Here is a 25555-nt window from a genome sequence, read left to right as displayed (position 1 = left end):
TTTCGAAGCTGGGGTTTTATCGTTTATGGGGCTGAAAAAACAACGCGTTTGATGCTGTCGAATGAAAAACTACTACGTCGAGTATCGTCACAGCGCTCATAAAACTCACCCATATTGCGTATGTACGTTATATTCCTCCCCCTTTGGTCGTGTCGCCCCATGATTCGCTTGATGCGTAGGGGAGGCCATCGCATCATCGATAAAGAATCGCGACGATAACCAACAAATATCCGCAGTGCCTTCTGTCGAATTGGGAAGCAGCGGCAGGGAGCGTCTCCCACTATGACGATGAATCATACGACAGTGGCCGTCATCGATGACGACGCCGAAATTCGTGAGCTGTTGCAAACTTACCTCGAGCGACATGGCTTCAAGGTCGTATTGGGGGAAGACGGCGATGCCTTACCTACCTTGATACGCGATGAAGATCCCGATTTACTGATACTCGACATCATGATGCCGGGAGAAGATGGATTGTCGCTTTGTCGCGATCTTCGCCGGCATAGCAGCTTGCCCATCATCATGCTGACCGCGAGTGTGGATGAAACCGACCGTATTCTCGGACTCGAACTAGGAGCCGACGACTATTTGGCCAAGCCGTTCAATCCGCGTGAACTACTGGCACGCGTCAAGGCGATCTTGCGCCGCGTCAAACCATTACCAGCCGCGGCCACACGCATCGTCCGATTCGGGCCCTGGTCGCTCGATAGGATTACGCGTGAGTTGATCGACGATGCGGGTAACCGAAGTCATCTATCGGGAGCGGATTATCAACTGCTGGGTGTATTTCTGGATCATCCTGAGCAGGTGCTGTCCCGCGAGCGCTTGTTCGACCTTAGCCGGGGACGCCGAGCGCCGCCCTTGGATCGCTCCATCGATGTACACGTCTGCCGCTTGCGTCAGCGCCTGGGAGAAGATGCCCAGCATTCGCAATTGATCCGCACCGTGCGCGGAGCAGGTTATGTCCTGGCAGCCCCCGTGGAATCGGTGATGTGAAGCGGTGGTGGCGTCCGCGAACCCTCAGGGGCCGTTTCGTATTGATCATGCTGCTGGGCGTGTTAGGTGCGCAGATTGCCAGCTACGGGATCTGGAGTTGGCAGGAAAACCGTGAGCGCCTGGTGAGGCTCGATACTCTGTCGCGTCATCTAGCCGAAAGTTTGGCCGCCACCGTACGTTATTTCAGTTCGTTGCCATATGAGTATCGGCACATCGTGCTCGATCAATTGCGCGATATGGGCGGGACTCGCTTCTTCGTCAGCGTCAACGATCACCGCATCGCCTTGCCGAGTACGAGTGGGGGCAACGCACGTGAGATGGTGGCCGCTAATTTGCGAGATGGGCTCGAGCAAGAGCTTGGGCAACGCGAGATGTACATCGGGTTTTCACAGCCCGGCGACCTGCGTGTATTCAATAATGAAGTTCCCCTTGCGGAGCTTCCCGCACATTGGGCGCACCGCAGCTTGGCGATCACACCGTTGTCGACGCCTATTCTCATCGTGCAAATGCCTCTCGAAGGGGGCAATTGGTTATTCGTCGCGACTTCCCTTCCCATGGCGGAGTCCCTGGAAGATGCCACTTGGTTATCCGGGGATCGACTTTTCGTCTCCATGGCCGTCTTGCTGACGGTCATCATGTTGTCGTTATGGGGAATACGCAGGTCGACGCGGCCGCTCTCGATCCTGGCCAAAGCGGCAAGACGTCTGGGAGACGATCTGGAATCGCCACCGCTTGCTGAACGCGGGCCACGTGAATTGCGTGATACTGCGATGGCGTTCAATCGCATGAGTGAACGGATCCGCCATCAGGTCGAGGAGCGCGAACGCTTGTTTTCCGCTATTTCGCATGATCTCAAAACCCCTATCACACGCTTACGCCTGCGTGCCGAGATGCTCGACTCACCCGCTCAGCGTGAGGCTTTCATACGCTCCTTGGATGAAATGGATCAGTTGGTGAAAGGGGCCTTGGCTTCGGTGAAAGGGTTGGATCTCCATGAGACGGCCTCTGCGATCGACATAGACGCGCTGGTGAAAGATCTCATGGAGGAGCTTGCCGTGCATGAAGGTGCTTCGATCCACCTTGAAGGGCATGCGGGATGGCTGTCGGCGAAGCCCTTGGCACTCAAGCGTTGTCTGGCCAATCTCATAGAGAACGCCATTTTTTATGCGCAGCATGTGGATATCGCACTTCACCGGGATTACGAGCATATTGTCATCGGCATCAGTGACGATGGGCCGGGTATTCCCCAGGCACAGCGGGAACGTGTCTTCGAGCCTTTCGTGCGGCTCGAGCCTTCACGGAGTCGTCACACGGGGGGCAGTGGTCTGGGGCTTGCCATTGCTCGGCATATCGTGCGAGCCCACGGTGGGGAGATCTACTTGAAGGAATCCATTGCCGGAGGATTGAACGTCCGGCTAAGCCTACCCTTGGCGCATTGAGTTCCCTAGATGTGGCTGAGTTGAATATTACAGAGCTGCAATATGTCGCCAAGACTTTGTAAGACTCGGTAACCCAAACGCATGTTGGCATACGCTACGCTCGAACCCAGGGATCGGGGGCGTTCGATCCGCTGGCTCATGGTCGCCAACAAGGGACTGACGTAATAACGATAACAGTCACGGATTGCGCCATTCATTCGAGCGTGAACAGTGCTGGGCATGACCGCCCTTTGGGCCTTCTTTCTCTCTTCCTTGCCCCGTCGACGCTTCGCTGGCCGCTCCCGAAACTGGTAAGACACGGGGCATCCCCTCGTGATTAGCGACCCATGTCGCGATAACAACCATAAGGAGTTACGCCATGAAAACGATCCATGCGCTTGCCGCAGGTGCTCTGCTGGCTGCTGCCGTGGGACAGGCCAATGCCGCTGAAATCGAAGTCCTCCATTGGTGGACCTCGGGAGGCGAAGCCAAGGCCGCCAATCTGCTCAAGGAAAAACTCGAGGCCAAGGGCCACACCTGGAAAGACTTCGCGGTTGCCGGCGGCGCGGGCGATAGCGCCATGACGGTGCTCAAATCGCGTGCGATTTCGGGAAACCCACCGGCGGTAGCGCAAATCAAGGGGCCTTTGATTAAAGAGTGGGGCGACATGGGGTTCCTCGGTAACATCGATAAAGCTGCCGAAGCCGATGGGTGGGACGACTTCCTTCCCGAGGAAATCGCCGCCGCCGATAAAGTCGACGGTCACTATGCCGCAGTCCCCGTCAATATTCATCGCATCAACTGGATCTGGGCCAACCCCGAGGTTCTAGAAGATTCGGGCGTTGATCATGTGCCGCAGACATGGGACGAGTTCTTTGACGCCGCCGACAAGATTCGTGAGGCGGGCTACATTCCTCTCGCTCACGGTGGCCAGCCCTGGCAGGATGCGACCGTTTTCGAAGTGGTCATGATGGGGATCGGGGGTGGCGATTTCTATCGCAAGGCGTTCGTCGACCTGGACCCTGAGGCGCTTACCAGCGACACCATGATCAAAGCGCTCAAGACCTTCAAGAAGCTACGCGGCACGATGGATGACAACATCGCCGGCCGTGACTGGAACATCGCTACATCGATGGTCATCAATGGCAAAGCGGCCATGCAGATCATGGGCGACTGGGCCAAGGGAGAGTTCACCGCTGCGGGCATGACGCCGGGCGAGGACTACGAATGCGTTGCCCCGCCGATGACCGAAAGCATGTTCTCCTACAACACCGATAGCCTGGCCATGTTCGATGTCGACGACGAAGGTAAGCAACAGGCCCAACTGGACCTGGCGAGTATCGTTCTGTCGAAGGATTTCCAGGTTCAGTTCAACCAAGCCAAAGGGTCGATTCCGGTTCGTTTGGACGTCTCCCTCGACGATTTCGATGCCTGCGCCAAGGCTTCGCGTGAGGCCTTCGATGTCGCCATGGACGAAGATGCGCTGGTGCCCAGTCTGGCACATGGCATGGCAGTGTCGGATAGCCAGCAAGGTGCGGTGTTCGATGTCATCACCAACTTCTTCAATGATCCTGACATGAAGGCCGAAACCGCCTCAGAGCGACTGGTCAGCGCCGTACGCGCGGCCGAGTGAGGTGAGTCGTTGCTCGCTGCCGAGGCTTGAGTCGGTAGCGAGCAATTGTGTCTGTCAAAAGGATATCGTCGATGCCATCAAATGTATCTGCGCCTGCTACCGGCGAGCGACGACACCGTCGCTCTCTGGCGGGCCATATTGAACGTGTATTGCCCCGTCTGGTCGTCGCTCCCTCGCTCGGGGTGGCGTTGTTTTTCGTCTATGGCTACATGCTCTGGACGTTTCTGCTGTCATTGACCAACTCGCGGATGTTGCCGCAATACGATTTCGTGGGTTTCGCGCAGTACGCGCGACTTTTTGCCAATGAACGCTGGCACGTGGCGGCTACTAACCTGGTGGTGTTCGGTGGCTTGTTCATCGTGAGCTGTCTGGTGATAGGGCTACTGCTAGCGGTTTTTCTCGATCAACGTATTCGACAGGAAGGTGCGCTGCGCACGGTTTATCTCTACCCGATGGCGCTTTCCTTGATCGTGACGGGGGTCGTCTGGCGCTGGTTGCTCAATCCGGGGCTGGGTATCCAGGCCATGGTACGTGGCTGGGGATTCGAAGACTTCACCTTCAACTGGCTCGTCGATAGCGACATGGCGATTTACACCTTGGTGATTGCCGCCGTATGGCAAGCGTCCGGGTTCGTAATGGCCTTGTTCCTGGCCGGTCTCAGGAGTATCGACGATAGCCTCTTTCAGGCAGCAGCGCTGGATGGCGCCAGTTTGCCGCGTATCTACACACGTATCGTCTTGCCGAGCCTGCGTCCCGTAGTGTTCAGCGCCGTGATGATTCTCGCCCATATCGCCATCAAGAGTTTCGATCTTGTCATGGCGCTGACGGGCGGCGGCCCCGGCTATGCGACCGACCTGCCCGCCACCTTCATGTACGCGCACACCTTTACACGGGGGCAGATCGGTCTAGGGTCGGCGAGCGCGATCATGATGCTGTGCGGCGTATTGGCGATCCTGGTGCCGTATCTGTATTCCGAATTGCGAGGGCAGCGACATGGCTAACATGGTACGTCGACACACGACCTCGGCACGACTATGGCGAGCCGGGCTATATACGCTGCTGATCGTGGCGGCGTTGGTGTATCTATTGCCGCTCGTGGTAATGCTTCTGACATCGCTGAAACCTCTGGATGACATTCGTGCCGGCGGCCTCTTATCGCTGCCCAGCACGATTTCCTTCGAAGCCTGGAGCAAGGCGTGGAGCTCGGCTTGTACAGGCATGCGCTGTGATGGCATGTCGGGATACTTCCTCAACTCGATAGCCATCGTCGTCCCCGCTGTGGCGATTTCTTCTTTTGTAGGCGCGCTTAATGGTTACGTGTTGACCAAATGGCGTTTTCGGGGCGCGAACCTATGTTTTGCCCTACTGCTCTTCGGCTGCTTCGTGCCGTTCCAAGTGGTGCTCATGCCCATGGCGAGGACGTTGGGCTGGCTGGGGCTAGCGAGTTCCACCAGTGGCTTGGTGCTTGTGCATGTGGTGTATGGCATCGCGTTCACCACGCTTTTTTTCCGTAACTATTACGTGTCGATACCCGATGAAATGATCGCTGCCGCCAAGCTAGACGGCGCGGGTTTCTGGCGTATTTTCTGGCGCATTCTGCTGCCGGTATCGGGTCCCATCATCACCGTGACGGTCATCTGGCAATTCACCCAGATCTGGAATGATTTCTTGTTTGGGGTGTCGTTCGCGGGCTTCGACTCGCAGCCGGTGACGGTGGCACTCAACAATATGGTCAACACCTCCACCGGCGTTAAGGAGTACAACGTCGACATGGCAGCGGCCATGATCGCCGCCTTGCCGACATTGGTGGTGTATGTGCTGGCCGGAAAATATTTCGTGCGCGGGTTGACCGCGGGATCCGTCAAGGGTTGATTACAGAGGTCATTATGTCCGCTTTGAACATCCGTCACGTCAACAAGACGTTCGGTAGCACGCAGGTACTCAAGGATATCTCCCTGGCGATCGATTCCGGGGAATTCCTGATCCTGGTCGGCCCCTCGGGCTGCGGGAAATCGACATTGATGAACACCATCGCCGGGCTCGAGCCCGTCACCAGTGGCGAAATACGCATCGGTGATGAAGACGTGACCTGGCATACGCCGTCCGAGCGCGATATCGCCATGGTGTTTCAGTCCTATGCGCTCTATCCGAGCATGAACGTGCGGCAGAACATTTCCTTCGGGTTGGAGATGCGCAAGATGCCCAAGGCCCAGCGCGAAGAGGCGGTCTCGCGCGTGGCTGAGCTGTTGCAAATCACGCCGCTGCTTGACCGTAAGCCTTCACAACTATCGGGTGGGCAGCGCCAGCGCGTGGCCATGGGCCGCGCCTTGGCGCGCGAGCCGCAGATCTATCTGTTCGACGAACCGCTCTCGAACCTGGATGCCAAGCTGCGCGTGGAAATGCGTACCGAGATCAAGAAATTGCATCAGCGTCTCGGGACCACCATCGTCTATGTCACACACGACCAGATCGAGGCCATGACGCTGGCCGATCGAATTGCGGTGATGCGCGACGGAGAAATCTTGCAGTTAGGTACGCCCCATGAGGTGTATAACGATCCAGTGGACATGTTCGTGGCAGGCTTCATGGGCTCGCCATCGATGAACTTCCTGTCCGTCACGCTCGTGAGTCAGGCAAGCGGTTATGCCTTGCAAGTCCACGATGAGGAACAAGGCGGGACGGCGTTGACGTTGCCATGGCCGGTAGAGCGTGGCACGCAGGAACTATCGGCTCGCGTCGGTGAGCACCTGATCCTGGGGCTGCGACCCGAGCATTTTCTCGAAGACGACGCCATACAAGAAACGTCAGGTGAAGGCACGCGGCTCGAGGTGACGGCGACAGTAGTCGAGCCGACCGGTGCGGATACCTTGCTGCAAGCGTGGCTGGGTGGCAATGAGGTAACGGCTCGCCTCGGTCCGAAGAGTCGCGTAGTGGCGGGAGACCGTGTCGCATTGCGCGCCGACTTGAGTCGCGCCGTCTTGTTCGATGAAAAGACTCAGCGGCGCTTAGCGTAGTATGTAGCATAGTATGGCGTCAGACGCGCGTGGTACGGTCAGAGACGCAACAGGACGCGGGGCATGATTGCTTGCCTCGCGTACTCTCCGCTCGTTAGACTGCCGGCCCGCCGATTCTGGAGTCCAACATGGCCGTCTGTCCGCACGAGTGGCTACTCTATTGCCGTCCCGGTTTCGAGAAGGACCTGAGCGCCGAACTCTCGGACAAGGTCGCCGACATGGGGCAGGTGGGATACCCCATCGCGGCGCCGGGCAGCGGCCATGTGCGTTTCGTGCTCGGCCCCTCTACACCTGCCAATGACGTGCATCGTCGCCTACCGCTCGAGGCTCTGGTGTTCGCGCGACAATCGCTGGTGGCGTTTCCGCCCCTGGAAGACTTGCCGCGCGACGACCGGCTGACGGCGATCATCGAACTCGTCGTCGCCAGCGGCTGGTCGTTCGAATCGGTCTGGCAGGAAACGCCGGATACCAACGAAGAGAAGGCGCTGGCCGGTTTGATGAAAGCCTTGAGCAAACCGTTGGAAAGCACGCTCAAAAAGCGCGGTGCGCTGCGTCGTAAGGCGGGTGGCCGGCGCTTGCATCTATTCTGGACGGCAGGGGATCGTGTCCAGCTGGCGATCAGCTTCCCTGGTAACCGTGCCGAGCATCTCGGCGGCATATGGCGCCTGAAGTTCCCGCGTGAAGCGCCGAGTCGCTCGACCCTCAAGCTCGAAGAAGCCTGGCATGTCTTCGTACCGCGTGACGCCTGGCCGGCGCGCCTCAACGATGCCATGCAGGCGGCCGATCTCGGCGCCGCACCCGGAGGCTGGACCTATCAGCTCGTGCGCCAAGGCATGTATGTCTATGCCATCGACAATGGCCCCATGGACGCGACGCTGATGGCCACGGGGCAAGTCGAGCACTTGCGCGAGGATGCCTTCGTCTGGGAGCCCCCGATGCGCCTAGACTGGTTAGTGTGCGACATCGTCGATAAACCCATGCGCGTCATCGACATGGTGGAGCGCTGGTTGATCAAGCAGTGGTGCCGTGAAGCGATCTTCAACCTGAAACTGCCCATGAAGAAGCGCTGGGAAGAAGTGGCACGTTGCCTGGCACGCCTTGAGGATAGCCTGCATCGAGCCGGTGTGCGGGCACGGATACGCGCTCGACACCTTTACCACGATCGCGAGGAAGTGACCGTGCATGTGTACTTGCAGGATTGAGGTCGCCACGGCGATAGCGCATCATCGAACCTGAGCGAACACGAGGTTACGTCATTTATGTCCGATCCCGATACGTCCCTGCCCACGCCGGATGCCGTGCTGGATACATCTGGCCTGTATTGTCCCGAACCGATCATGATGATGCACAATCAGGTACGGGACATGAACGTTGGCCAACTTCTGGAAGTCATCGCCACGGACCCCGCCACGACGCGCGACGTCCCCAAGTTCTGTACCTTCCTGGGCCATGAACTCGTCGCCCAGTCGCAGGAAGAAGACGAGCGTTATCGCTATGTCATTCGTCTAGCGTGACGCCCTTCTCCGTCAAGACGATGAGGAAGGCGTCGTCATCACGGCGAGGGCCTCCATTGTGGTGGGGTCCTGTTGCTTGATCTGATTGGCGATATGACGCTGGAAGTAATACACCGTCGCATGGCGGCTATGGCCGGCATAGAGGCAGGCATCGCCAGCCACGATCGGCGTCTGCTCGACACGTTTCTCGTCGACGAGTAGCGATTCCATGTTGCCGTCGTTGTACAAGCGCCAGCCAAATACCTGCTTGAGTTGCCAGCTCTCCCCGTCGCTGGCGAGGCACAGCGCATGCGTACCCTGGGTATCGGGCAACTGCTGTATCAGGGTCGGTGCCGACGTTTCTTCATAATCGAAATACGCGGCGGCGTGTTCCAGTTCATAGACTTTATGCTCGGGCGGTGTGTGGAAGATCTCTTCCGTTTCGGGATCACGATAGCCGAAAAAGCGCCCATTATCGGGACTGTCCATCTCATGGCAGGCGGTCAGAGTTTCCATCCAGGGCACCAGGAGGCCTACCACCTCGCCGCTTTCGCGGAGTCCCCAGGCCAACAGCGGCATGCCATACAGTGTGTCCGGGTCCGAAGCCAGGTGATACAGCATCTCAAGTCCATCCAGCTCAGGCGCCAAGCGTAGAATGCGGCGCTGGGCCTGACGTCGCTGCCTCATGGTGTCCAGGTCAATGACCCGGGCGGTGCGTGGGGACGAAACGTTACCCATGGCAACCTCCTTGCGCAGCAGTAATAGGCCAAGACCTCACTTCACTATTAGCACAGGCCAACGTGGAAAGTTAAGCACCGAGGTCGTGTTTTTTCGGTTACTACACGTCACGCCCCCGAACGGCCAAGCCGAACGGGGGCGTGTGGAGGTGGCACGATCCCCGCAAATCAGCGCGGCGTGGCGGTAGACGTGCCATTACGAGTGCGTTGCATAGCGAACAGTCCCACGCCGATCATCAGGCCGATGATATCGGTGTAGATGCCGCCATAAATCATGCACAGCGCACCTATCAGCATCACCAGGCGCTGCCACGCCTTGACCGGTCCGAAGAACCACGCTTGCACGGTGGCTGACAGCAGCACGATGCCGAGTGTCGCAGTGACACCGACACGCAGGATCTGTAGCCACGAGCCCTCCATCAGCATGGCTGGGCTGTAGAAGAACATGAACGGCACGATGAAGGCCGCCAGGCCAATCTTGAACGAGGCCACGGAGGTTCCCATGGCGTTGTCGCCCGAGATTCCCGCTGCCGCGTAGGACGCTAGCGCCACCGGCGGTGTGATGGCCGAGACGACCGCGAAATAGAACACGAAGAAGTGCGCCACCAGTGGCTGAATGCCGATGTCGATCAAGCCGGGAGCCACCACGGATGCCGCGACGGCGTAAGCAGCGGTGGTCGGCATGCCCATGCCCAGCAGGATACTGATGCACATGGCGAAGAGTAGCGCCAACAATTGACTGACGCCGGCCAGGCCGAGCAGCAACGACGAGAAGCGGGCTCCAACCCCTGTCAGCGCGATCACGCCGACGATCAGCCCGGCACAGGCGCACACGGCGATGATCTGAATCGACATCGTCCCGGCCAGCTGCAGTGCCTTGAGGATGGCGCGTATTCCCATCTTGTTAGGCGAGACCCAGCTCACCACGGCGGCGGATGCCGTCGCTAGCGTGCCCGCGCGAATCACCGAGTAACCCATGAACAGCGCCGCGATCAGAATGATGATCGGCGCGAACAGGTAGACGTGTTTGACGAGTTTCGAGAAACGCGGGATCTCGTCCTTGCGCATGCCGTGCATGCCTTTACGAGCGGCCTCGAAATCGACCATGAAATAAACCGAGGCGAAATACAGAATTGCCGGGATCAAGGCAGCGATGGCGATCTCGGTATAAGGGATGCCGGTGATCTCGGCCATGATGAAGGCCCCGGCGCCCATGATCGGGGGCATGATCTGACCGCCAGTGGAAGCGGCTGCCTCGATGGCGCCAGCGCTGCGTGCGGGATAGCCGACTTTCTTCATCAGCGGAATGGTCAGCGAACCGGTGGAGACCACATTGCCGGCGGAGGTGCCGTTGATCATGCCCATCAAACCTGACGCGAAGATCGAGACCTTGGCGGGGCCGCCACGTGCACGGCCGGCGGCGGCAAAGGCGAAGTTGACGAAATAGTCACCGACCTTAGAGGCCTGCAGAAACGCCGCGAAGATAATGAACAAGATGATGTAGGTCGAGGAAACGGCGGTGGTAGGGCCGAGAATGCCGGCATCCGTGTAGACCTGGCTGAAGAATCGACCCACCGAGAGACCCGGGTAGCCGAGAAAGCCTGGAAGATGCGGGCCGACAAAGACATAAACCAAAAAGATCGTGGAGATGATGACCAGCGCGAGACCGGCGACGCGGCGCGTCAATTCCAGAATCAGCAGCGAACCGGCAATGGCCGCGTAGGAAATCCCCATGGGAGCGAATGGCGTGCCGGTGGAGGCGCGTAGCTGACTGTTGAACATCACCAGCAGGTAGCCGGCCACGGCCAGCGAGCAAGCCATCAACACCGCATCCGCTGGCGACAGCCCGTCGCGAACCTGACGATAGCTCCATGACAGTACGATGCCCGCTACGGTGGCCAGCAGCAACGGATAGCCGAAGTGCCAGGCTTCAATCTCGGGGGCGATGCGCATGGCGCCGTCGTTCATCGTTTGGTACATCATCGCCACCCGGACCAAGGCATAGAGCGCAGGGATCAACATGGCATAGCTCAACCAACGCAGCCAAGCACTCGAGCGCGCCTGTGGAGTCTCGGCGAATTGGGTACCAGCGTAGAAGCCATAGCCCAATATCAGGGCACCGGCGATGTGCAAAATACGAAACGACCAAGTCTCGAGAGGGTAGAGGTTGAGCGAGACCAGATGAAACAGTGAATAGACGATGGCCAGGGTGCCGAACAACCACCATTGCCATCCACCGTAGAGACGTCGGTTGGATTCGACGGCGACCTCGTCGACACCGTCGGCATTGACGGACTGGACGACGTCGTCGGCTCCCTCGTCACGGGATTGAGAATGTTGAGACATGAAAACACCCTTGGGTGTGAATAGGATGGCATGCATGCCACCCCGCATCGTGGCGACGCGGGGTGGCGTTTAGCTAAACGACCGACTTAGCGCTTCAGTTTTTCGGGGATGTCGTAGCCATTTTCCTCGTACCAGCGCACCGCACCCGGATGGAAGGGCAGTACGGTGTTGTACTTGAGGTTCTCCGGAACGCTGAACTCGGCGCTGCGGTGGATATCGCGCATCTTGTCGTTGTTTTCCATGCTCAGCTTGGTGATCTCATAGACGAAGTCCTCGGGGAGGTCGCAGCCGGCGATGGTGAAGTTCCACATGGAGACCGCGCGCGCATCGTCTTCGAGGGTCTGGTAGGTATCGGCGGGAATCGAGAATGCCGAGACCGGGAATTCTTCCATCACCTTGGCCTGTTCCTCTTCGGTGAACTCGACGATATTGACGTCGGTTTGCACCTCGAGTTGGCTGACGGCGGGAATCGGAATACCGGCGGCGAAGGCGATGACGTCGATCAGGCCGTCCTGCAATTGTCCGCCCAAATCATTCCAGCCGCCGTTACGACGGTCGAACTCGACACCCAGCGTTTCGAGCATGGCCGGAAAGTAGGTATCCGAGGTGGAAGCCGCTGGGCCGAAACCGATGCTGGCCCCGTCGGGAATATCGGAGATCGACTCGATACCGCTGTCGGCGAGCGTGGTGATGGAAAACGGCGTCTCGTACATTGGGAACAGCGCACAGACATTGTCCATTTTAACGCCCGGCGCCAGTGAGCTCTTGCCGGCCACGGCATCGGCCGCTGGGCCCATGGTGGTCAGGCCAAGAGCCACCTCACCCGTGTGTACCAGGGCCAGGTTCTGGTTGGGGCCACCGGTGACTTCGCCGCCCCCCGAGAGCCCTAGTTCATCGGCGATCATGTTGGCCCAGCCGGAGCCATACACGAAGTAAGTGCCACCCTGGCTGGCGGTGCCCACGGTAAAGTTTTCCGGCCAATCCTCACGGTCGGCTTGTGCCACGGTGGCGAGGCACATGGCCCCCGCGATAGTGGCGGTCAAGGCGTGTGTCTTGATAGACATGGCGAATTCTCCCGATATCGATTGTGGTTATGCGTATCCATTGCCGAGCGATGCTGGGCATCAAACTCGTTAAATACGTACTATCAGGGCAACCGCCATTCCATGTTTTGATTAATCTTTATTTTTCATTAAGTTACGCCACATCTATTCGACGAAGGTGGAAGAGGTGTCGACCTGTCATGGCTGGAAGTCCGCACAAAGTGGCCTACACCTTGTGCGGATTTCCGCACAGAGAGACTGATGCATAGGGGGAAGGAGGGCGATGGGGCTTATTCAAGCGCCGAGAATAGCGCCGCCTCAAGTAAGCGAGGTTACTCCGTCTCGACGATGTGGCGGTAATCCTCAGCCTTCAAGCCGTGTTTTTTCAGTTTGTCGTAAAGTGTCTTGCGAGGCACGCCCAGTCGATCGCATATATCGGTGACGCATCCCTGGTAGCGAACCAGTGCTTGATTGATCACGCTCTTTTCGAACACTTCGACCTGTTGGGCAAGCGGTAAATCGCCATTATCTTTATGCGCGCCTTGAAGTAGCGTCTCGAGGCTATAGTCACAGGTCGCCCCCAGCAACACGTAGCGCTCGGCGACATTGCGTAGCTCGCGGACATTGCCCGGCCAATCGTGGGCCAGCAAGGCAGAAACCCCCTGACTGTCGAGCGGCGGCGCTTCCAGCCCGCTGCGGCTGGCGGAGACGGCAACGAAGTGCTGAAAGAGCAAGGGAATATCCTCGCGGCGCTCGCGTAGCGAGGGAATCGGCAAAGTCACCACATTGAGTCGGTAATAGAGATCCTCGCGAAATTGTCCCGCCTCGGCGGCGAGCTTGAGGTCCGTCTTGGTGGCAGCGATCACGCGTATATCGAGTGTCACCAAGTCATTCGACCCGAGACGCTCCACGGCACGTTCCTGAAGCACACGTAGCAGCTTGACCTGCAGCGACAGCGGCATCGACTCGATTTCGTCGAGGAACACGGTGCCGCCGTTGGCATGTTCGAATTTGCCCACGCGACGTTCCACCGCGCCGGTAAAGGCGCCTTTTTCATGCCCGAATAACTCGGATTCGATGGTGCTTTCCGGCACGGCCCCGCAATTGATGGCGACAAAGGGTTTGCCGCCGCGCGAACTGCGCTCGTGAACGGCGCGTGCGACCAGGTCCTTGCCGGTGCCCGTCTCGCCGTAGAGCAACACATCGGTTTCGACTTGGCTGATACGCTGCACCATCGAGGCGAGTTGCTGAATGGCGGGCGCGCGCCCCACCAGGCGGGGCCCCGGAGTCGATTGCTGCGCCTCGAGTTCAGCCTTCAGGTGACGATTTTCCAGGCTCAGGCGACGCTTCTCGATGCCACGCCGAACGACCTCCACCAGGCGTTCTCCCGCGAAAGGCTTCTCCAAAAAGTCCCAGGCGCCATCGCGCATGGCTTCCACGGCGGTGGAAATATCGCCGTGCCCGGTGATCAATACCACCGGCAAGTCGGGGTCGCGATGGCGGACTTCGCGCAGCAAGGCCATGCCATCCATGCCGGGCATGCGGATGTCACTAACCAGCACGCCTGGGAAGTCCGTACTCAATGCCGCGAGCGCAGATTCCGCGCTTTCATGCACATCGGGCGCATAGCCCGCCAACTCCAATGTCTGGCTGGCGGTGATACGCAGATGGGCCTCATCGTCGACGAGCATGACAGGAATGGCGGACGTTTCATGCATGAGAGCTTTCCTCGGGGCGCGCGGGATCATCGGGATCCGCGATGCGGGGAAGTGTGACACGGAAATGGGCGCCGCCGTCATTATGACCGCTGGCGTCGAGCTGGCCACCGAGATCTTCGATGATGCGTCGCGAGATCGAAAGCCCTAGCCCCAGCCCACTGCCCATGGTCTTCGTGGTATAGAAGGGCTCGAAAATGCGTGTCAAATGCGCTTCGGGAATGCCTGGCCCATTATCGATGACATCCAGATGGACGCATGTAGCTTCGGCGACGATAGCGAGTGTCAGGCGGGGCTCGGGTATCTCGCTCATTGCCTGCAGGGCATTGCCGATGAGATTCACCAGCACCTGTTCGAGCCGTACCGGGTCGGCACGTACCCATGCCTCCTGCGTGGGCCAATGCTGCGCGATGGTGACCTGGCTTTCCTGAATGCGCGATTGAAACAGGCGCAGCGCGTACGCAAAGCAGGGCGTGACGGCCACTGCCGTGAGGTTGTCGCCGCTCTTGCGCGAGAACTGGCGGAGCTGGGCACTGATATCCGCCATACGCTCGGTGAGCTCGAGGACTTGGGCCAGATTGGCGTCGGCGCTCTCGACTCGTTGTCGAGCGATGAAGGCGCGCGCGTTCTCGGTATAGGCGCGAATGGCCGCCAGTGGTTGGTTGAGCTCATGATTGATGCCGGCGGCCAATTGCCCGAGGACGGCGAGCTTGGCGGCTTGAACCAACTCATCCCGTGTGGCGCGTAGACTATCTTCGGCACGTTGGCGCTCCTCGATCTCCGCCGACAGCCGACGGTTGGTGGCGACCAGATCACGGGTTCGGCTTTCTACGTGGCGTTCGAGCTCGTCCCGTGCCTGGGCCAGGGTGTGTCGCTCGCGCTCCGCGAAGCGTTCCCGCTCGCGACGCAAGCGTAGGCGCTGCCAACCGATGCCGACGCCTAGCGCGATGAGCCCGTAGAGCCCGCCGGCCAGCACGGCCGCTAGCCACTGGGCCTGATGGACGGGCGTCAGCGGTTTTTGGATATGAATATGCCAGTCGAAATCGGCCATGGGACGGGCCAGGCTTAGATAGCGTTGCCCGGCGAGCGGGCCCGAGTCGAAGCCCACGAGACGCGTACGGGTATCTCGGCGATGATGTTCACGTAGCCCCGAGGGCGGTAGCGCTGCGTCCCCGTAGCGTCGGGAAGCGGTCACGGCCTGGCGCTGAGCGGTCGTCAACGGCGCCATGGTCGTCAAACGCAACTCGGGATGGCTAGCCATGAAGATGACTCCATCATGATCGGTGACCAGGAGTTCGGCATCCTGCTCGGCCCACCCCGCTTCCACCGTGTCGAGCAGAACCTTGAGCACCATGACGCCATCGGGGCGAGCCTCGGCAGCGGTCTCGTCGAGCCACACCGGTGCCGAGAAATAGTAACCGCGGTCTTGGGATTGCGTGCCCAGCCCATAGAAACTGCCATTTTCGCCGTTCATCGCTTGTTGATAATAGGGGCGAAAATGATAGTTCTGGCCAATGAACGTATCGGGTCGATGCCAGTTACTGGCGGCGATGGTTTCACCGGTGTGGTCGAGCAAATAGATGTCCGACACATTGGCGGTGGCGCGGAAGCGATCCAGTAGCCGGTTCAAAGGCATCGGGTCCTGAGCGTCGGGGTCGCTCAGGAAGCGCTTGACCATTTCGCGCGACGCCAGCAGTTCCGGTAGGTAATCGTGCCGCGACAAATGGCCGACGAGGCTTGCGGCCGACAGACGCAACTCGTTCTCGGCATCTTGACGTAGCGCCTGAAGCGCTTGCTCGCGTGCCAGGCGCGACGTTTGCCACATGCAAAGGATCAAACCGGCGATGACGCCCAGCACCAAGAGTGTGCGCGGGCGTAGCGGGACTGGAAAGCGGCGCTGAAAGGGCATGGGAACGTGCTGACTCGTGGCAAATGACGTGGCGTATCGCGGGGCCACATGGCCACGTTCACATGATGAGCGGCGGTTTGCCTAAAGTTAAGCGCCAGCGCTTAGTCTTTAGTCGCGGTCCCGAGCGAGGAGTCGTCGCTTACCGCCAGGCTACGGCGGGCGCGATGATGCAGACGCCAGCCGAGCAGCAAGGCGGCCACCGTCAGCCCGGCGCACAGCCCCAGCCAATAGCCATGAATCCCGAAGGGCGCGAAATGGCCTTCCCAGCCGCGACCCAGCCAATGGCCGCCTGCCAGGCCGATCAGCCAATATGACAACACCGTGATCAACATGATGATGCGGGTGTCCTTGTAGCCGCGTAGCGCGCCGGCCAGGTTGACCTGGAGTGAGTCGGATATCTGATAGAGCATCGCCAGGGTGACCAGCGACATGGCCAGCGCATGCACCTCCGCGTTCGACGTATAGAGGGCGAGGATGGGCGAGGCCGTCGCCCACAAGATGGCGTCATTGAACAACGCGACCAGCAGACACACGACGATGCCGTTCCAGGCCACGAAGCGTGCCTCGTGCATATCACCGCGCCCCAGCGTGTTACCCACCCTCACGGTGAGTGCCATGCTCAGCGACAACGGCAGCATGAACAGGATCGACGTGTAATTGAGCGCGATCTGGTGGGCGGCGACGACGACTTCCCCCAGGCGTGCCACGAACAAGGCGATCAGGGTGAACAGTGTGACCTCGACGAAGATTGCCACGCCGATGGGCACGCCAACATGCAATAGCTCAAGAATGTCGCTCCGGCGAGGCGGTACCGGCGAATGCCATAGCCTGACCTCACCATATGCGCGTGCTCGCCGCGTATAGATCATCATCGCCAGGCACATCACCCACATGGAAATTGCCGTGGCGATGCCACAGCCCACAGCGCCCAGGGCAGGCAACGCGGCGACCCAGTCGGGGGTGAGAGCACCGAACAGCGAGACGATGCCGGGCCCCCCATAGATCAGCGCGTAGTTGCAGGGAATGTTGAAGCCCAGACCCAGGAGACTGATCCACAAGGCAGGACGGGTATGGTTCATGCCATCGGAGAAGGCGCGCAAGGCTTGATAAAGGCCAATACCCGGCATACCAAACGCCACGCCAGCCAGATAACCGGCGGAAAGCTCGGCCACGTGGCTGGGGACATCCATGAGTCGAAAAATCGGGCCGACGCCGAACCACAGAGCCGCCGCCGAGAGCCCACCCAGCAGCAAGGCGATCCACAGCGCCTGATGGACGTAAGGACGAATAGCCGTCTGGCGCTGGCCTCCTAACAACTGCGCCACGATGGGCGTGAGCCCCATCAGGGCGCCGGTCATGAAAAGCATCAACGGCAGCCACAGGCTGGAGCCGACCGAGACGGCAGCCAAGTCGGTGGCACTGGCACGCCCCGCCATGATGATATCGACCGCGCTCATGCCCGACTGCGCCAATTGCGCGCCGCAGATGGGTAGTGTCAGGCGCATCAAGAGGCGCGATTCACGAAGGCTATGGGCGAACAAGGCCTGTGGCGCGGTCAAATCAGTCCTCCCGGATAGGTAAAAGCGGCATTCTAGCAAGGGTGCGCCGAGGACGCCTTTCTTCTAGCGGCCCCAGGATGCCTTTCATCGTGTGGCAGAGTGCCTATAATGTGCCTCCGCTTTCGAAGGAGGCCGCGTGGAGCATCATATCGACGACGTCATCGCCGTGTTCGACGGCATCTTTGCCGTGCCGTATCGAACATGCCTGGTTAGCGGTGATGATGAGCCCCTGTACTGTCCCGCCGACAGCGAGCACGCCATGCATCGGATCATCTTTGCGCATGGCTTCTTCGCCAGTGCGCTGCATGAAGTCAGTCATTGGTGCATCGCCGGGGAACGTCGCCGTCAGCTCGAGGATTATGGCTACTGGTACGCGCCGGACGGCCGCGATGAGGCGCGGCAACGCGAGTTCGAAAGCGTCGAGATCGCCCCCCAGGCGCTCGAATCGCTGTTCAGCGAGGCGTGCGATCTGCGTTTTAACGTCAGTGTCGATAACCTGGACGGCATCGAGGTCGACCGACACGCCTTCGCCGCACGTGTCGATGCCCGCGCGGCTCGCTATCGCGAGACCGGCCTCCCTCTTCGAGCGGCGGCATTTCGCGATGCATTACATGCCTTCTACCGTCGTGGGCTATCGCGCGAGGCAGCGATCGCCGAGGGTCAGGCTCGCCTCGCGACGTAATGAACACAGCGCTTGCCTGAGCGGCAGCGCCTTTATTTTCTAAGTGATAAGAGATGCGTTTTTCCCTATTGGGGAAGACATGCAAACGTTATGGTCAAAACATATCTGGGAAAGATGCGTGGCGAGCCACTCAAGCGAGCCCGTCCCTGCGTGCGTGACGCCTTGTGGTCATGGGTTGGCGGATTCCTCGGCATGGCAGGTGTGGGACTGCTCAGTGAGGCATTGATAGCTGCCCATAGCTTGCTGCTGATCGGCTCGTTTGGGGCTACCTCGGTGCTGCTTTACGCTGCGCCCGAGAGCCCGCTCGCGCAGCCGCGCAATGTGATTGGCGGAAGTGTGCTATCAGCCTTGGTGGGAGTGGCATGCTTTCAGTTGCTTGGGGCGGGGTGGATCGCAGCGGCGGCGGCGGTCTCGACTGCGATCCTGATAATGCAGCTTACGCATACCCTGCATCCGCCAGGGGGTGCCACGGCATTGATCGCCGTCATTGGCAGTGACGACGTCCATGGATTAGCGTGGCACTTCGCGTTCATTCCCGTGGCGGCGGGTTGCGTGATCATGCTGAGCGTGGCCGTGCTGATCAATAACCTGGCGCGCCATCGGCGTTACCCCTTGCATTGGAGATAACGCCATCGGCGCTATTCTTCGCCGCGCAAGCGCTGGTGCAGATATAGCATGACCTGCACTTCGTGATCGGCGCGCATGGGCTCGAGCCCGAGATCGCCGAACAGTTCGCCCCGGGCGCGCGTCCATTCTCCCGGGCCGAGGTCGGGGTAGAGCGTTTCTGCCGGCGCCAGTTCGACGAAAGGCGTCACCGCGAAGTCCTCGAACAGGCGCGATAGTGCAGCCTCGTCGTCGCCAACCCCCGCAGTATAGAGTGTCACGTTGAAGTGATCGGTCTCCAGCTCGCGCAACACGTCCAGGGGGCTGAGGCCCAGGCTGCGCAGTTCGTCTAGGCTATAGTCGCCGAGTTTGAGGAGATCCTCGTCGAGCCAGTCGTCGTCGGGTTGGATCAGCGCATGCTTGATCTGGCCATCGGGCAGGGCCCAGGAAATGGCGACGGGAAGCGCGTCCTCGTCGCCGGTTTCGATGGTGATGAAACCGGGAAAGTCCATGTCATTGCTCCTCGTCGAGTTGGAAGAATCGGCGTGCTGTGGCCGTCGTTGCGGCGGCCAGCGTCGCCTCGCTTTCACCGCGCCAATGGGCGATCTCACGGACGATCCAAGGCAGCAGTGCCGGTTCGTGACGGCGTCCCTTGAGCTTGGCCGGCAGGTTGCGCGGCAACAAGTACGGGCAATCGGTTTCGACCATCAAGCGCTCGGCAGGAATGTCGCCGACGATCTCGCGCAGATGATGGCCGCGGCGCTCATCGCACAGCCAGCCGGTCAGGCCGATATGCACATCGAGATCCAGGTAGCCATGCAGGGTCTCGCGATCGGCGGTGAAACAATGGATAACGGCGTCGCCGATATCGTCGCGCCAGTGACGCAGGATTTCGCGCATCCGGGGGCCGGCGTCGCGCTCATGCAGAAATAGCGGCAGGCCGCTTTCGACGGCCAGGCCGAGCTGGGCTTCGAGGGCGCGTTCTTGCTCGGCAGGGGTGGAAAAGTTGCGGTTGAAGTCCAGCCCGCATTCGCCTACGGCGACGACCTTGGCATCGGTATGCAACGCCCGCATGGCGCTCTCCAGCGTGGCATCCCAGTGGCTCGCCATATGCGGGTGCAGTCCCGCCGTGGCGTAGAGGCCGTCATGGCGATGCGCCAGAGCGGCGGCTTGTTCACTGTGCGCCATGTCGGTGCCGGTGAGGATCAGGGTCGCTACCTGGGCCGCGTGGGCACGCCCGAGTACGGCGTCGACATCCTTGGCGAAGCTTTCGTGCGTCAGGTTCGCGCCGATGTCGACCAGGGGCGCGGGCGATGTCATGCGCAGCGCGTCAGGTAGCGGATTGGCGTCGTCGTGTGTCACGGAAGATCTCTCCAGCCCAATGAGTCGCGAAAACCCACCATTCTACCCCCGGACCTAGGAGGCGACCATGCGTTACACTAGTGTCTTTACTACGAATGTCTGTCAACGAGGTGGTTACGCGTGACGCTGTTACGTCTGGAACAGGTGCAATTGGCTTACGGCCCCCAGGTCCTGCTGGATCATGCCGAACTCACCTTGGAGAAAGGAGAGCGCTTGGCGCTGGTGGGGCGCAACGGCACGGGCAAATCGACGCTCCTCAAGCTGATTGCCGGTGAGGCGTTGCCCGATGGAGGACACATCTGGCGCGCGCCGGGACTGAAGGTGGGCGTTCTGGCGCAGGAACTGCCGGATGCCAGCGGTAACACCATTTTCGATGTGGTCGCCCAGGGCCTGCCCGAGGCAGGCGCCTTGCTGAGCGCTTATCACCACCTGGTGATGAGCGATTCGCCCGACATGGACGAGCTTGAGCGGCTGCAAACCCAGCTTGAATCGGTGGATGGCTGGTCGTTTCATCAACGCATCGACACCATTCTCTCGCGTCTGGGGCTGCCGGAAGATACCGAAATGGTAAGCCTCTCCGGGGGCTGGCGGCGTCGCGTGGCACTGGCGCGCGCCCTGGTAGCCAACCCGGATGTGCTGTTGCTCGATGAGCCGACCAACCATCTCGACCTGGATACCATTGGCTGGCTGGAAGAGCAGTTGCTCGCCTTCAATGGTTCGGTGCTATTCATTACCCACGACAGGGCCTTCCTGTCGCGACTGGCGACCAATATTCTCGAGCTCGACCGCGGATTACTGGGGCGTTATCCCGGTGATTACGCGGCGTATCAGGAGCAAAAGCAGCATGAGCTTGAGGTCGAAGCGCGAGAGCGCGCCGAATTCGACAAGAAGCTCGCTAAAGAAGAGAGCTGGATTCGTCAGGGCATCAAGGCACGCCGCACGCGCAACGAAGGTCGCGTGCGGGCGCTCGAGAAGATGCGTGGCGAGCGTGCCGAACGTCGTGAGCGCGTGGGCCGCGCGCAGCTCAGCGTCGACAGCGGCGAGCGTACCGGCAAGCGCGTCGTTGAACTCACCGGTGTCAGTCAACGTTTCGGCGACGATTGGGTGGTGCGCGATCTATCGCTTGAAATTCAGCGTGGCGATCGTATTGGCTTCATCGGTCGCAATGGCGCCGGCAAGACCACGTTGCTGAAGATCTTGCTGGGGGAGCTCGAGCCCTCCGAAGGACAAGTACGGATGGGCACCAACCTGAGCGTTGCCTATTTCGATCAGCTGCGTGCCGGGCTCGAACTCGAGAAGACGGTCTACGACAACGTGGCTCAGGGCAGCGACCGCGTTCAGGTGGGTGGCAAGGACAAGCATGTCATGAGCTACCTGCAAGACTTCCTGTTCTCGCCGGACCGCGTTCGTCAGCCGGTCAAGGCCCTCTCGGGCGGGGAATCCAACCGCTTATTGCTGGCGAAGTTGTTCACCCAGCCGGCCAACGTCCTGGTGCTTGACGAACCGACCAACGACTTGGACGTCGAGACACTCGAGTTGCTCGAGGAGTTGCTGCTCGATTTCGACGGTACCCTGCTGCTGGTTTCACACGACCGCGCCTTCATGGACAACGTGGTCACCAGCGTACTGGCCTTCGAGGGCGAAGGTCGCGTTCAGGAGTATGTCGGCGGGTATAGCGACTGGGTGCGTCAGGGCGGCAAGTTGCCCCCGGCGCCTGGCGAGTTCGGCAATGCGGCGAACGTGCTGCCGGCCCGTGAGGCCGAGCCCTCGACGTCCGCGCCCGCCAGTCCTGAACCCAGCAAGAGCGAGGCCTCAACGGCGTCGGCTACGTCCAAGCGGGTCAAGCTTTCCTACAAGTTGCAGCGCGAACTGGATCAACTGCCGGCCACCATCGAGACGTTGGAAGCCGACATCGCCGACTTCGAAGCGGAAGTGGGCGCCCCTGAGTTCTACCAGCAAGATGCTGAGACAGTTACTCGGCGCTTGGAAGCACTGGAGGCCAAGCAAGCCGAGCTGGATGAGGCAATGTCGCGCTGGATGGAACTGGAAGCAATGGCCGAGGGCGAGTAAGTGGCGGCGCGCCGGGCACGTTCGACGTGCCCGGCGCATACGGTCATTCGTCGACTTCCCCGTCTTTCCCCACGCGTACCGCTAGCACATCGCATTGCGCGCCGTGTAGCACGCCGGTAGAGGTCGAACCAAGCAGCAAGGCGAAACCGTGACGCCCGTGCGAGCCCACTACGATCAAGTCGACATTGTGTTCGGCGGCGAAACGATGGATCTCGGTATCCGGCATGCCGACCACGACGTACTGGTTGTCCGCCGAGATCCCGTGAGGATCGGCGATTTCCGCGAGCCGCTGCTTGGCATGATCGTCGAGCTGATCTTGAATGCTGGTCAGATCCATGGGGATATCGCCACCATAGGCGAATCCCAGTGGTTCGAGCGTATGCATGATCGACAGCTTGGCATGGTTGCGTTCGGCGATGGGAATCGCACGCTCGAGTACCTTGCGGGAATCCTTGGTCAGATCGACGGCGACTAAAACGTGCGTGTATTCGTTACTCATGGGGTATCTCCCACCTTGTCGATGAACGCTTCCATTTTAGGCTTGCCGAATCGACGAGACAATGCTTTAGATCAATCGTCTACGGAGACAGGCTTGGAGATCTTTCTATTCTTGGGGCTGGCGGTATTTCTCATCCTTTCGCCAGCCTTGTGGCTCCGGCCGGGGATTCATGAAAAGCGTCGCAGTGCGTTGCGGGTGGCAGCGCGCGAATCGGGCGCAGCGATCCGTGCCGATAAGCCGCCGCTGGAGGCGGTGGACGGCTTGGTAGGGTATCGCTGGCGTTATCCGCAAGCCGCGCCGGGGAGTGATTTCACGCTGGTGCGTGATGCCCACGCCAGTGATCGGTTGCAGGAAGCCATGGAGGGATGGCGTTGGCGCCAGGCACCGTTGCCACCGTTGAGCGACGACAATGAGCGCCGCTTGAAAGAGGTACTGCTTGCTTTGCCCGATGACGCGCTGGTCGTGGCGTCGGCGCCGCAAGGCTTGACGTTGTGGTGGGAGGAATCTCGCGAGGCCAAGGCATTCGAGCCATCACTGCGCGCACTGGTCGGTCTCGTCGACCAACTGGCTGGAAGTGGCCGCCATCATAAATAGCATTGCTGCATAAGTGAGTACCGCCACGCACGAGCACCGCGTGATGGCTCACGCGGTGCTCAGGGCAATACCAAGTGATCGCTCACTCCTCGCAAGACGAGCGTGACAGCAGCTGCTGCCCATTCTTCTCGATGCGCGTCAGTATAGCGTCCAACTGGTCGATGTCGTCATCGCTCAAGCCTTCGATCATTTCGATACGCGCCTGCTCGACGACGGTTTCGATCTTCTTGAGCAGTGGCGTCGCCTTGTCGGTGAGGTAGACGCGCTTGGTGCGACGGTCCTCATCGCTGGGGCGGCGCTCGATGAGCCCTTGTTCGGTTAGTTGGTCGAGTGTCCTGACCAAGGACGGAGCTTCCACGCCGATTGAGCGAGCCAGATCGCATTGCGGCTGACCATCACCCATTTTCGACAGGTGGTAGAGCGTCACCCAACGTGTCTGCGTCAGCTCCAGGGGAGCCAGGCGTTCGTCGAGGATGGCGCGCCACAGGCGTGGTACGCGCGACAGTTTGAGTCCGATATCCTGATGCATGGGCCTTGTATTGGTTAGGAACCTAACGGGATTGTCCCGAGTGCGACGTGCTATTGCAAGTCACACTATCGTCGACCTTTCATTCATCGTCTTGAGTCGAACCGGCGACCAAGTGACGGATGTTCCAGCCAGGCAAACCCGGGGGTGAATGGATGTCGCCATCGGCATGCGTGGCCTTCGAGGCGTCTTCGTCGACACGAAAACGCAGTGTGCCGATTCGCTGGTCGGTGGCCGTCATCACATCGATCTGCCAGCTACCTTGCGATGCCGAGGGGAAATTTTGCTTATGCGTCCAGGCACGGTAGCCCTGTTCGCGTCCACCCCGGATGATCAGCGGTATGCGATCGACCACTTCGCCATCGTGGCGCCAGACATGATAGATCTTCTCGCGTAGACCGCGTGGCGCGCGAATCGCGGTGTAAGCGTACAAGCCTTGCCCCGAGAGTGTCGATGGGGTCAGTACGCTTTCGCCGCGCGGCTCCCGCGATTCGACATCGAACCCTGGCGAGAGTGCACTGCCGGACAGCCATAGCGTTGCCGGAGGAATCCACACCCGGCCCATCCAGGCCACTGAGGCCAACACCACGATCAGCCCGATCATTGCCAGCCAACGCCACAGTCCTTGGGGCTGGATCAGGTTGATCAGGCTGGGCACGCTGAAGATCGCCATGGCCACGATAGCCAGTAGCAGGCTCTGACCGGTGGTCAGATGCAGCATGATCGGCAATGTCACCAACACCACCACGAACACGCACAACGCATGGAACATGAAGTACAACCAGCGATGGCGTTGCGCGAGGCCGAAATACAAGGGGTCGAGAATCGCCAGCAGGCCGCAGCTGATCAGCAGCAACGTGAACACCGCCTGTCCGCTTGCCCACACCGTGGTGGCAAGGAAAAACGGCAATGCGAAGAATAACGTCTCCTGGTGAATGAGCTGCGCGATGAAGGTCGTCACCATGCGTGGCAGACCCGGCTGGCCGTGAAAGTTGAGCAACCGGGTCAAGAGACTCTCGGCCAACAACAGGCACCAGGCGAACAGCAATCCCAAGGCCAGCACTGCGCCCAGCCATTGCTGACGATTGACCAGGAAAAACCCCAGCAAGCCGATGACGAACGCCGTCGGCGGCCACAGCCAGGCATAGCGTTTGAGCTTTTCGACAAGCGGCGTAATGCGAGCGAGCAGTGTCGCGCTAGCGGGTAAGGACATGAGGCGTGTGGATGTTCCGATGCAGCGTGTAATAAAAGGGAGTGCGTAAAAAAGCGGCGCGATGGTTGGCGGATCGCAAAGATGCCTATCCTATCAGGAGTCGGTCGTGTCCGGGAGCTGTCTTGTCGGGATGTGCCTCGTCG

Annotated in this window: 23 protein-coding genes; 12 read left to right on the top strand and 11 right to left on the bottom strand. The window is 60.0% G+C overall.

The annotated features are described in order from the left end of the window. Window positions 1–282 precede the first annotated feature (282 nt). From L1075_RS14625 to tusA, 8 genes are all read left to right on the top strand, one after another. On the top strand, window positions 283–996 hold the full coding sequence (locus L1075_RS14625; RefSeq protein ID WP_097023104.1) for a response regulator: 714 nt from the start codon (window positions 283–285) through the stop codon (window positions 994–996). Further along, a complete protein-coding gene (locus L1075_RS14620) occupies window positions 993–2435 on the top strand; it encodes an ATP-binding protein (RefSeq protein ID WP_246895555.1) in 1443 nt (480 codons plus the stop codon). The genes L1075_RS14625 and L1075_RS14620 overlap by 4 nt, the downstream gene beginning before the upstream one ends. Before the next feature lie 358 nt (window positions 2436–2793). Beyond that, window positions 2794–4047, top strand: coding sequence for an ABC transporter substrate-binding protein (locus L1075_RS14615; RefSeq protein ID WP_040239139.1), 1254 nt, complete (start codon window positions 2794–2796; stop codon window positions 4045–4047). A gap of 71 nt (window positions 4048–4118) precedes the next feature. Then, on the top strand, window positions 4119–5048 hold the full coding sequence (locus tag L1075_RS14610) for a carbohydrate ABC transporter permease (protein WP_040239142.1): 930 nt from the start codon (window positions 4119–4121) through the stop codon (window positions 5046–5048). Continuing rightward, entirely contained in the window at window positions 5041–5919 is an 879-nt protein-coding gene (locus tag L1075_RS14605) for a carbohydrate ABC transporter permease (RefSeq protein ID WP_040239144.1), read from the top strand. Before L1075_RS14610 ends, L1075_RS14605 begins: the two co-directional genes overlap by 8 nt. A gap of 14 nt (window positions 5920–5933) precedes the next feature. Then, on the top strand, window positions 5934–7061 hold the full coding sequence (locus L1075_RS14600) for an ABC transporter ATP-binding protein (protein WP_075368710.1): 1128 nt from the start codon (window positions 5934–5936) through the stop codon (window positions 7059–7061). 128 nt (window positions 7062–7189) lie between these two features. Next, complete coding sequence (gene rlmM, locus L1075_RS14595; RefSeq protein ID WP_040239148.1) at window positions 7190–8263, top strand: 23S rRNA (cytidine(2498)-2'-O)-methyltransferase RlmM; 1074 nt, start codon at window positions 7190–7192, stop codon at window positions 8261–8263. Window positions 8264–8320: 57 nt separating this feature from the next. Continuing rightward, a complete protein-coding gene (gene tusA / locus L1075_RS14590; protein WP_040239149.1) occupies window positions 8321–8575 on the top strand; it encodes a sulfurtransferase TusA in 255 nt (84 codons plus the stop codon). Window positions 8576–8587: 12 nt separating this feature from the next. Here the strand turns inward: tusA and L1075_RS14585 are convergent, their stop codons facing one another. The 6 genes from L1075_RS14585 to L1075_RS14560 all read right to left on the bottom strand — a co-directional run bounded on the left by L1075_RS14585 (window position 8588) and on the right by L1075_RS14560 (window position 17809). Then, on the bottom strand, window positions 8588–9292 hold the full coding sequence (locus L1075_RS14585; protein WP_246942539.1) for a hypothetical protein: 705 nt from the start codon (window positions 9290–9292) through the stop codon (window positions 8588–8590). Window positions 9293–9459: 167 nt separating this feature from the next. Next, a complete protein-coding gene (locus L1075_RS14580) occupies window positions 9460–11637 on the bottom strand; it encodes a TRAP transporter permease (RefSeq protein ID WP_246942537.1) in 2178 nt (725 codons plus the stop codon). 86 nt (window positions 11638–11723) lie between these two features. Further along, entirely contained in the window at window positions 11724–12701 is a 978-nt protein-coding gene (locus tag L1075_RS14575; RefSeq protein WP_179000167.1) for a TAXI family TRAP transporter solute-binding subunit, read from the bottom strand. A gap of 311 nt (window positions 12702–13012) precedes the next feature. Further along, the gene (locus L1075_RS14570; protein WP_097023096.1) at window positions 13013–14398 is read right to left on the bottom strand and encodes a sigma-54-dependent transcriptional regulator; all 1386 of its coding nucleotides are present in this window, start codon (window positions 14396–14398) and stop codon (window positions 13013–13015) included. Continuing rightward, complete coding sequence (locus L1075_RS14565) at window positions 14391–16304, bottom strand: sensor histidine kinase (protein WP_246942535.1); 1914 nt, start codon at window positions 16302–16304, stop codon at window positions 14391–14393. Before L1075_RS14565 ends, L1075_RS14570 begins: the two co-directional genes overlap by 8 nt. A gap of 101 nt (window positions 16305–16405) precedes the next feature. Continuing rightward, window positions 16406–17809 carry an MATE family efflux transporter gene (locus L1075_RS14560; RefSeq protein WP_378111695.1) on the bottom strand — a complete coding sequence of 468 codons (1404 nt, stop codon included), beginning with the start codon at window positions 17807–17809 and terminating at the stop codon, window positions 16406–16408. 190 nt (window positions 17810–17999) lie between these two features. Between L1075_RS14560 and L1075_RS14555 the strand changes: the two genes are divergently transcribed. Together L1075_RS14555 and L1075_RS14550 are read left to right on the top strand one after the other, a co-directional pair. Continuing rightward, the gene (locus L1075_RS14555; RefSeq protein ID WP_246942531.1) at window positions 18000–18545 is read left to right on the top strand and encodes an elongation factor P hydroxylase; all 546 of its coding nucleotides are present in this window, start codon (window positions 18000–18002) and stop codon (window positions 18543–18545) included. Between the two features lie 90 nt (window positions 18546–18635). Then, entirely contained in the window at window positions 18636–19172 is a 537-nt protein-coding gene (locus tag L1075_RS14550; RefSeq protein ID WP_261507621.1) for an HPP family protein, read from the top strand. A gap of 11 nt (window positions 19173–19183) precedes the next feature. Here L1075_RS14550 and L1075_RS14545 read toward each other — a convergent pair whose 3' ends face one another. Both L1075_RS14545 and L1075_RS14540 read right to left on the bottom strand, forming a co-directional pair. Then, window positions 19184–19660, bottom strand: coding sequence for a hypothetical protein (locus tag L1075_RS14545; protein ID WP_246942527.1), 477 nt, complete (start codon window positions 19658–19660; stop codon window positions 19184–19186). Window position 19661: 1 nt separating this feature from the next. Beyond that, window positions 19662–20468, bottom strand: a complete 807-nt coding sequence (locus tag L1075_RS14540) for a TatD family hydrolase (protein ID WP_052444851.1) — start codon at window positions 20466–20468, stop codon at window positions 19662–19664. A 162-nt stretch (window positions 20469–20630) separates the two neighbouring features. Here L1075_RS14540 and L1075_RS14535 point away from each other — a divergent pair, with 162 nt between their 5' ends. Then, entirely contained in the window at window positions 20631–22580 is a 1950-nt protein-coding gene (locus tag L1075_RS14535) for an ATP-binding cassette domain-containing protein (RefSeq protein WP_040239165.1), read from the top strand. Between the two features lie 43 nt (window positions 22581–22623). Here the strand turns inward: L1075_RS14535 and L1075_RS14530 are convergent, their stop codons facing one another. Then, window positions 22624–23079, bottom strand: coding sequence for a universal stress protein (locus L1075_RS14530; RefSeq protein WP_040239166.1), 456 nt, complete (start codon window positions 23077–23079; stop codon window positions 22624–22626). Window positions 23080–23172: 93 nt separating this feature from the next. Between L1075_RS14530 and L1075_RS14525 the strand changes: the two genes are divergently transcribed. Beyond that, a complete protein-coding gene (locus L1075_RS14525; RefSeq protein WP_040239168.1) occupies window positions 23173–23673 on the top strand; it encodes a hypothetical protein in 501 nt (166 codons plus the stop codon). Window positions 23674–23755: 82 nt separating this feature from the next. On the opposite strand, the gene slyA is transcribed toward L1075_RS14525, so the two are convergent. Then, window positions 23756–24202, bottom strand: a complete 447-nt coding sequence (gene slyA, locus L1075_RS14520; protein WP_040239169.1) for a transcriptional regulator SlyA — start codon at window positions 24200–24202, stop codon at window positions 23756–23758. 79 nt (window positions 24203–24281) lie between these two features. Further along, a complete protein-coding gene (locus L1075_RS14515) occupies window positions 24282–25412 on the bottom strand; it encodes a DUF5924 family protein (protein WP_040239171.1) in 1131 nt (376 codons plus the stop codon). Window positions 25413–25555: the final 143 nt, after the last annotated feature.

The sequence above is a fragment of the Chromohalobacter beijerinckii genome, assembly GCF_023061185.1.
Taxonomy (GTDB): domain Bacteria; phylum Pseudomonadota; class Gammaproteobacteria; order Pseudomonadales; family Halomonadaceae; genus Chromohalobacter; species Chromohalobacter beijerinckii.
This window is presented reverse-complemented; position numbering and strand designations above follow the sequence as displayed.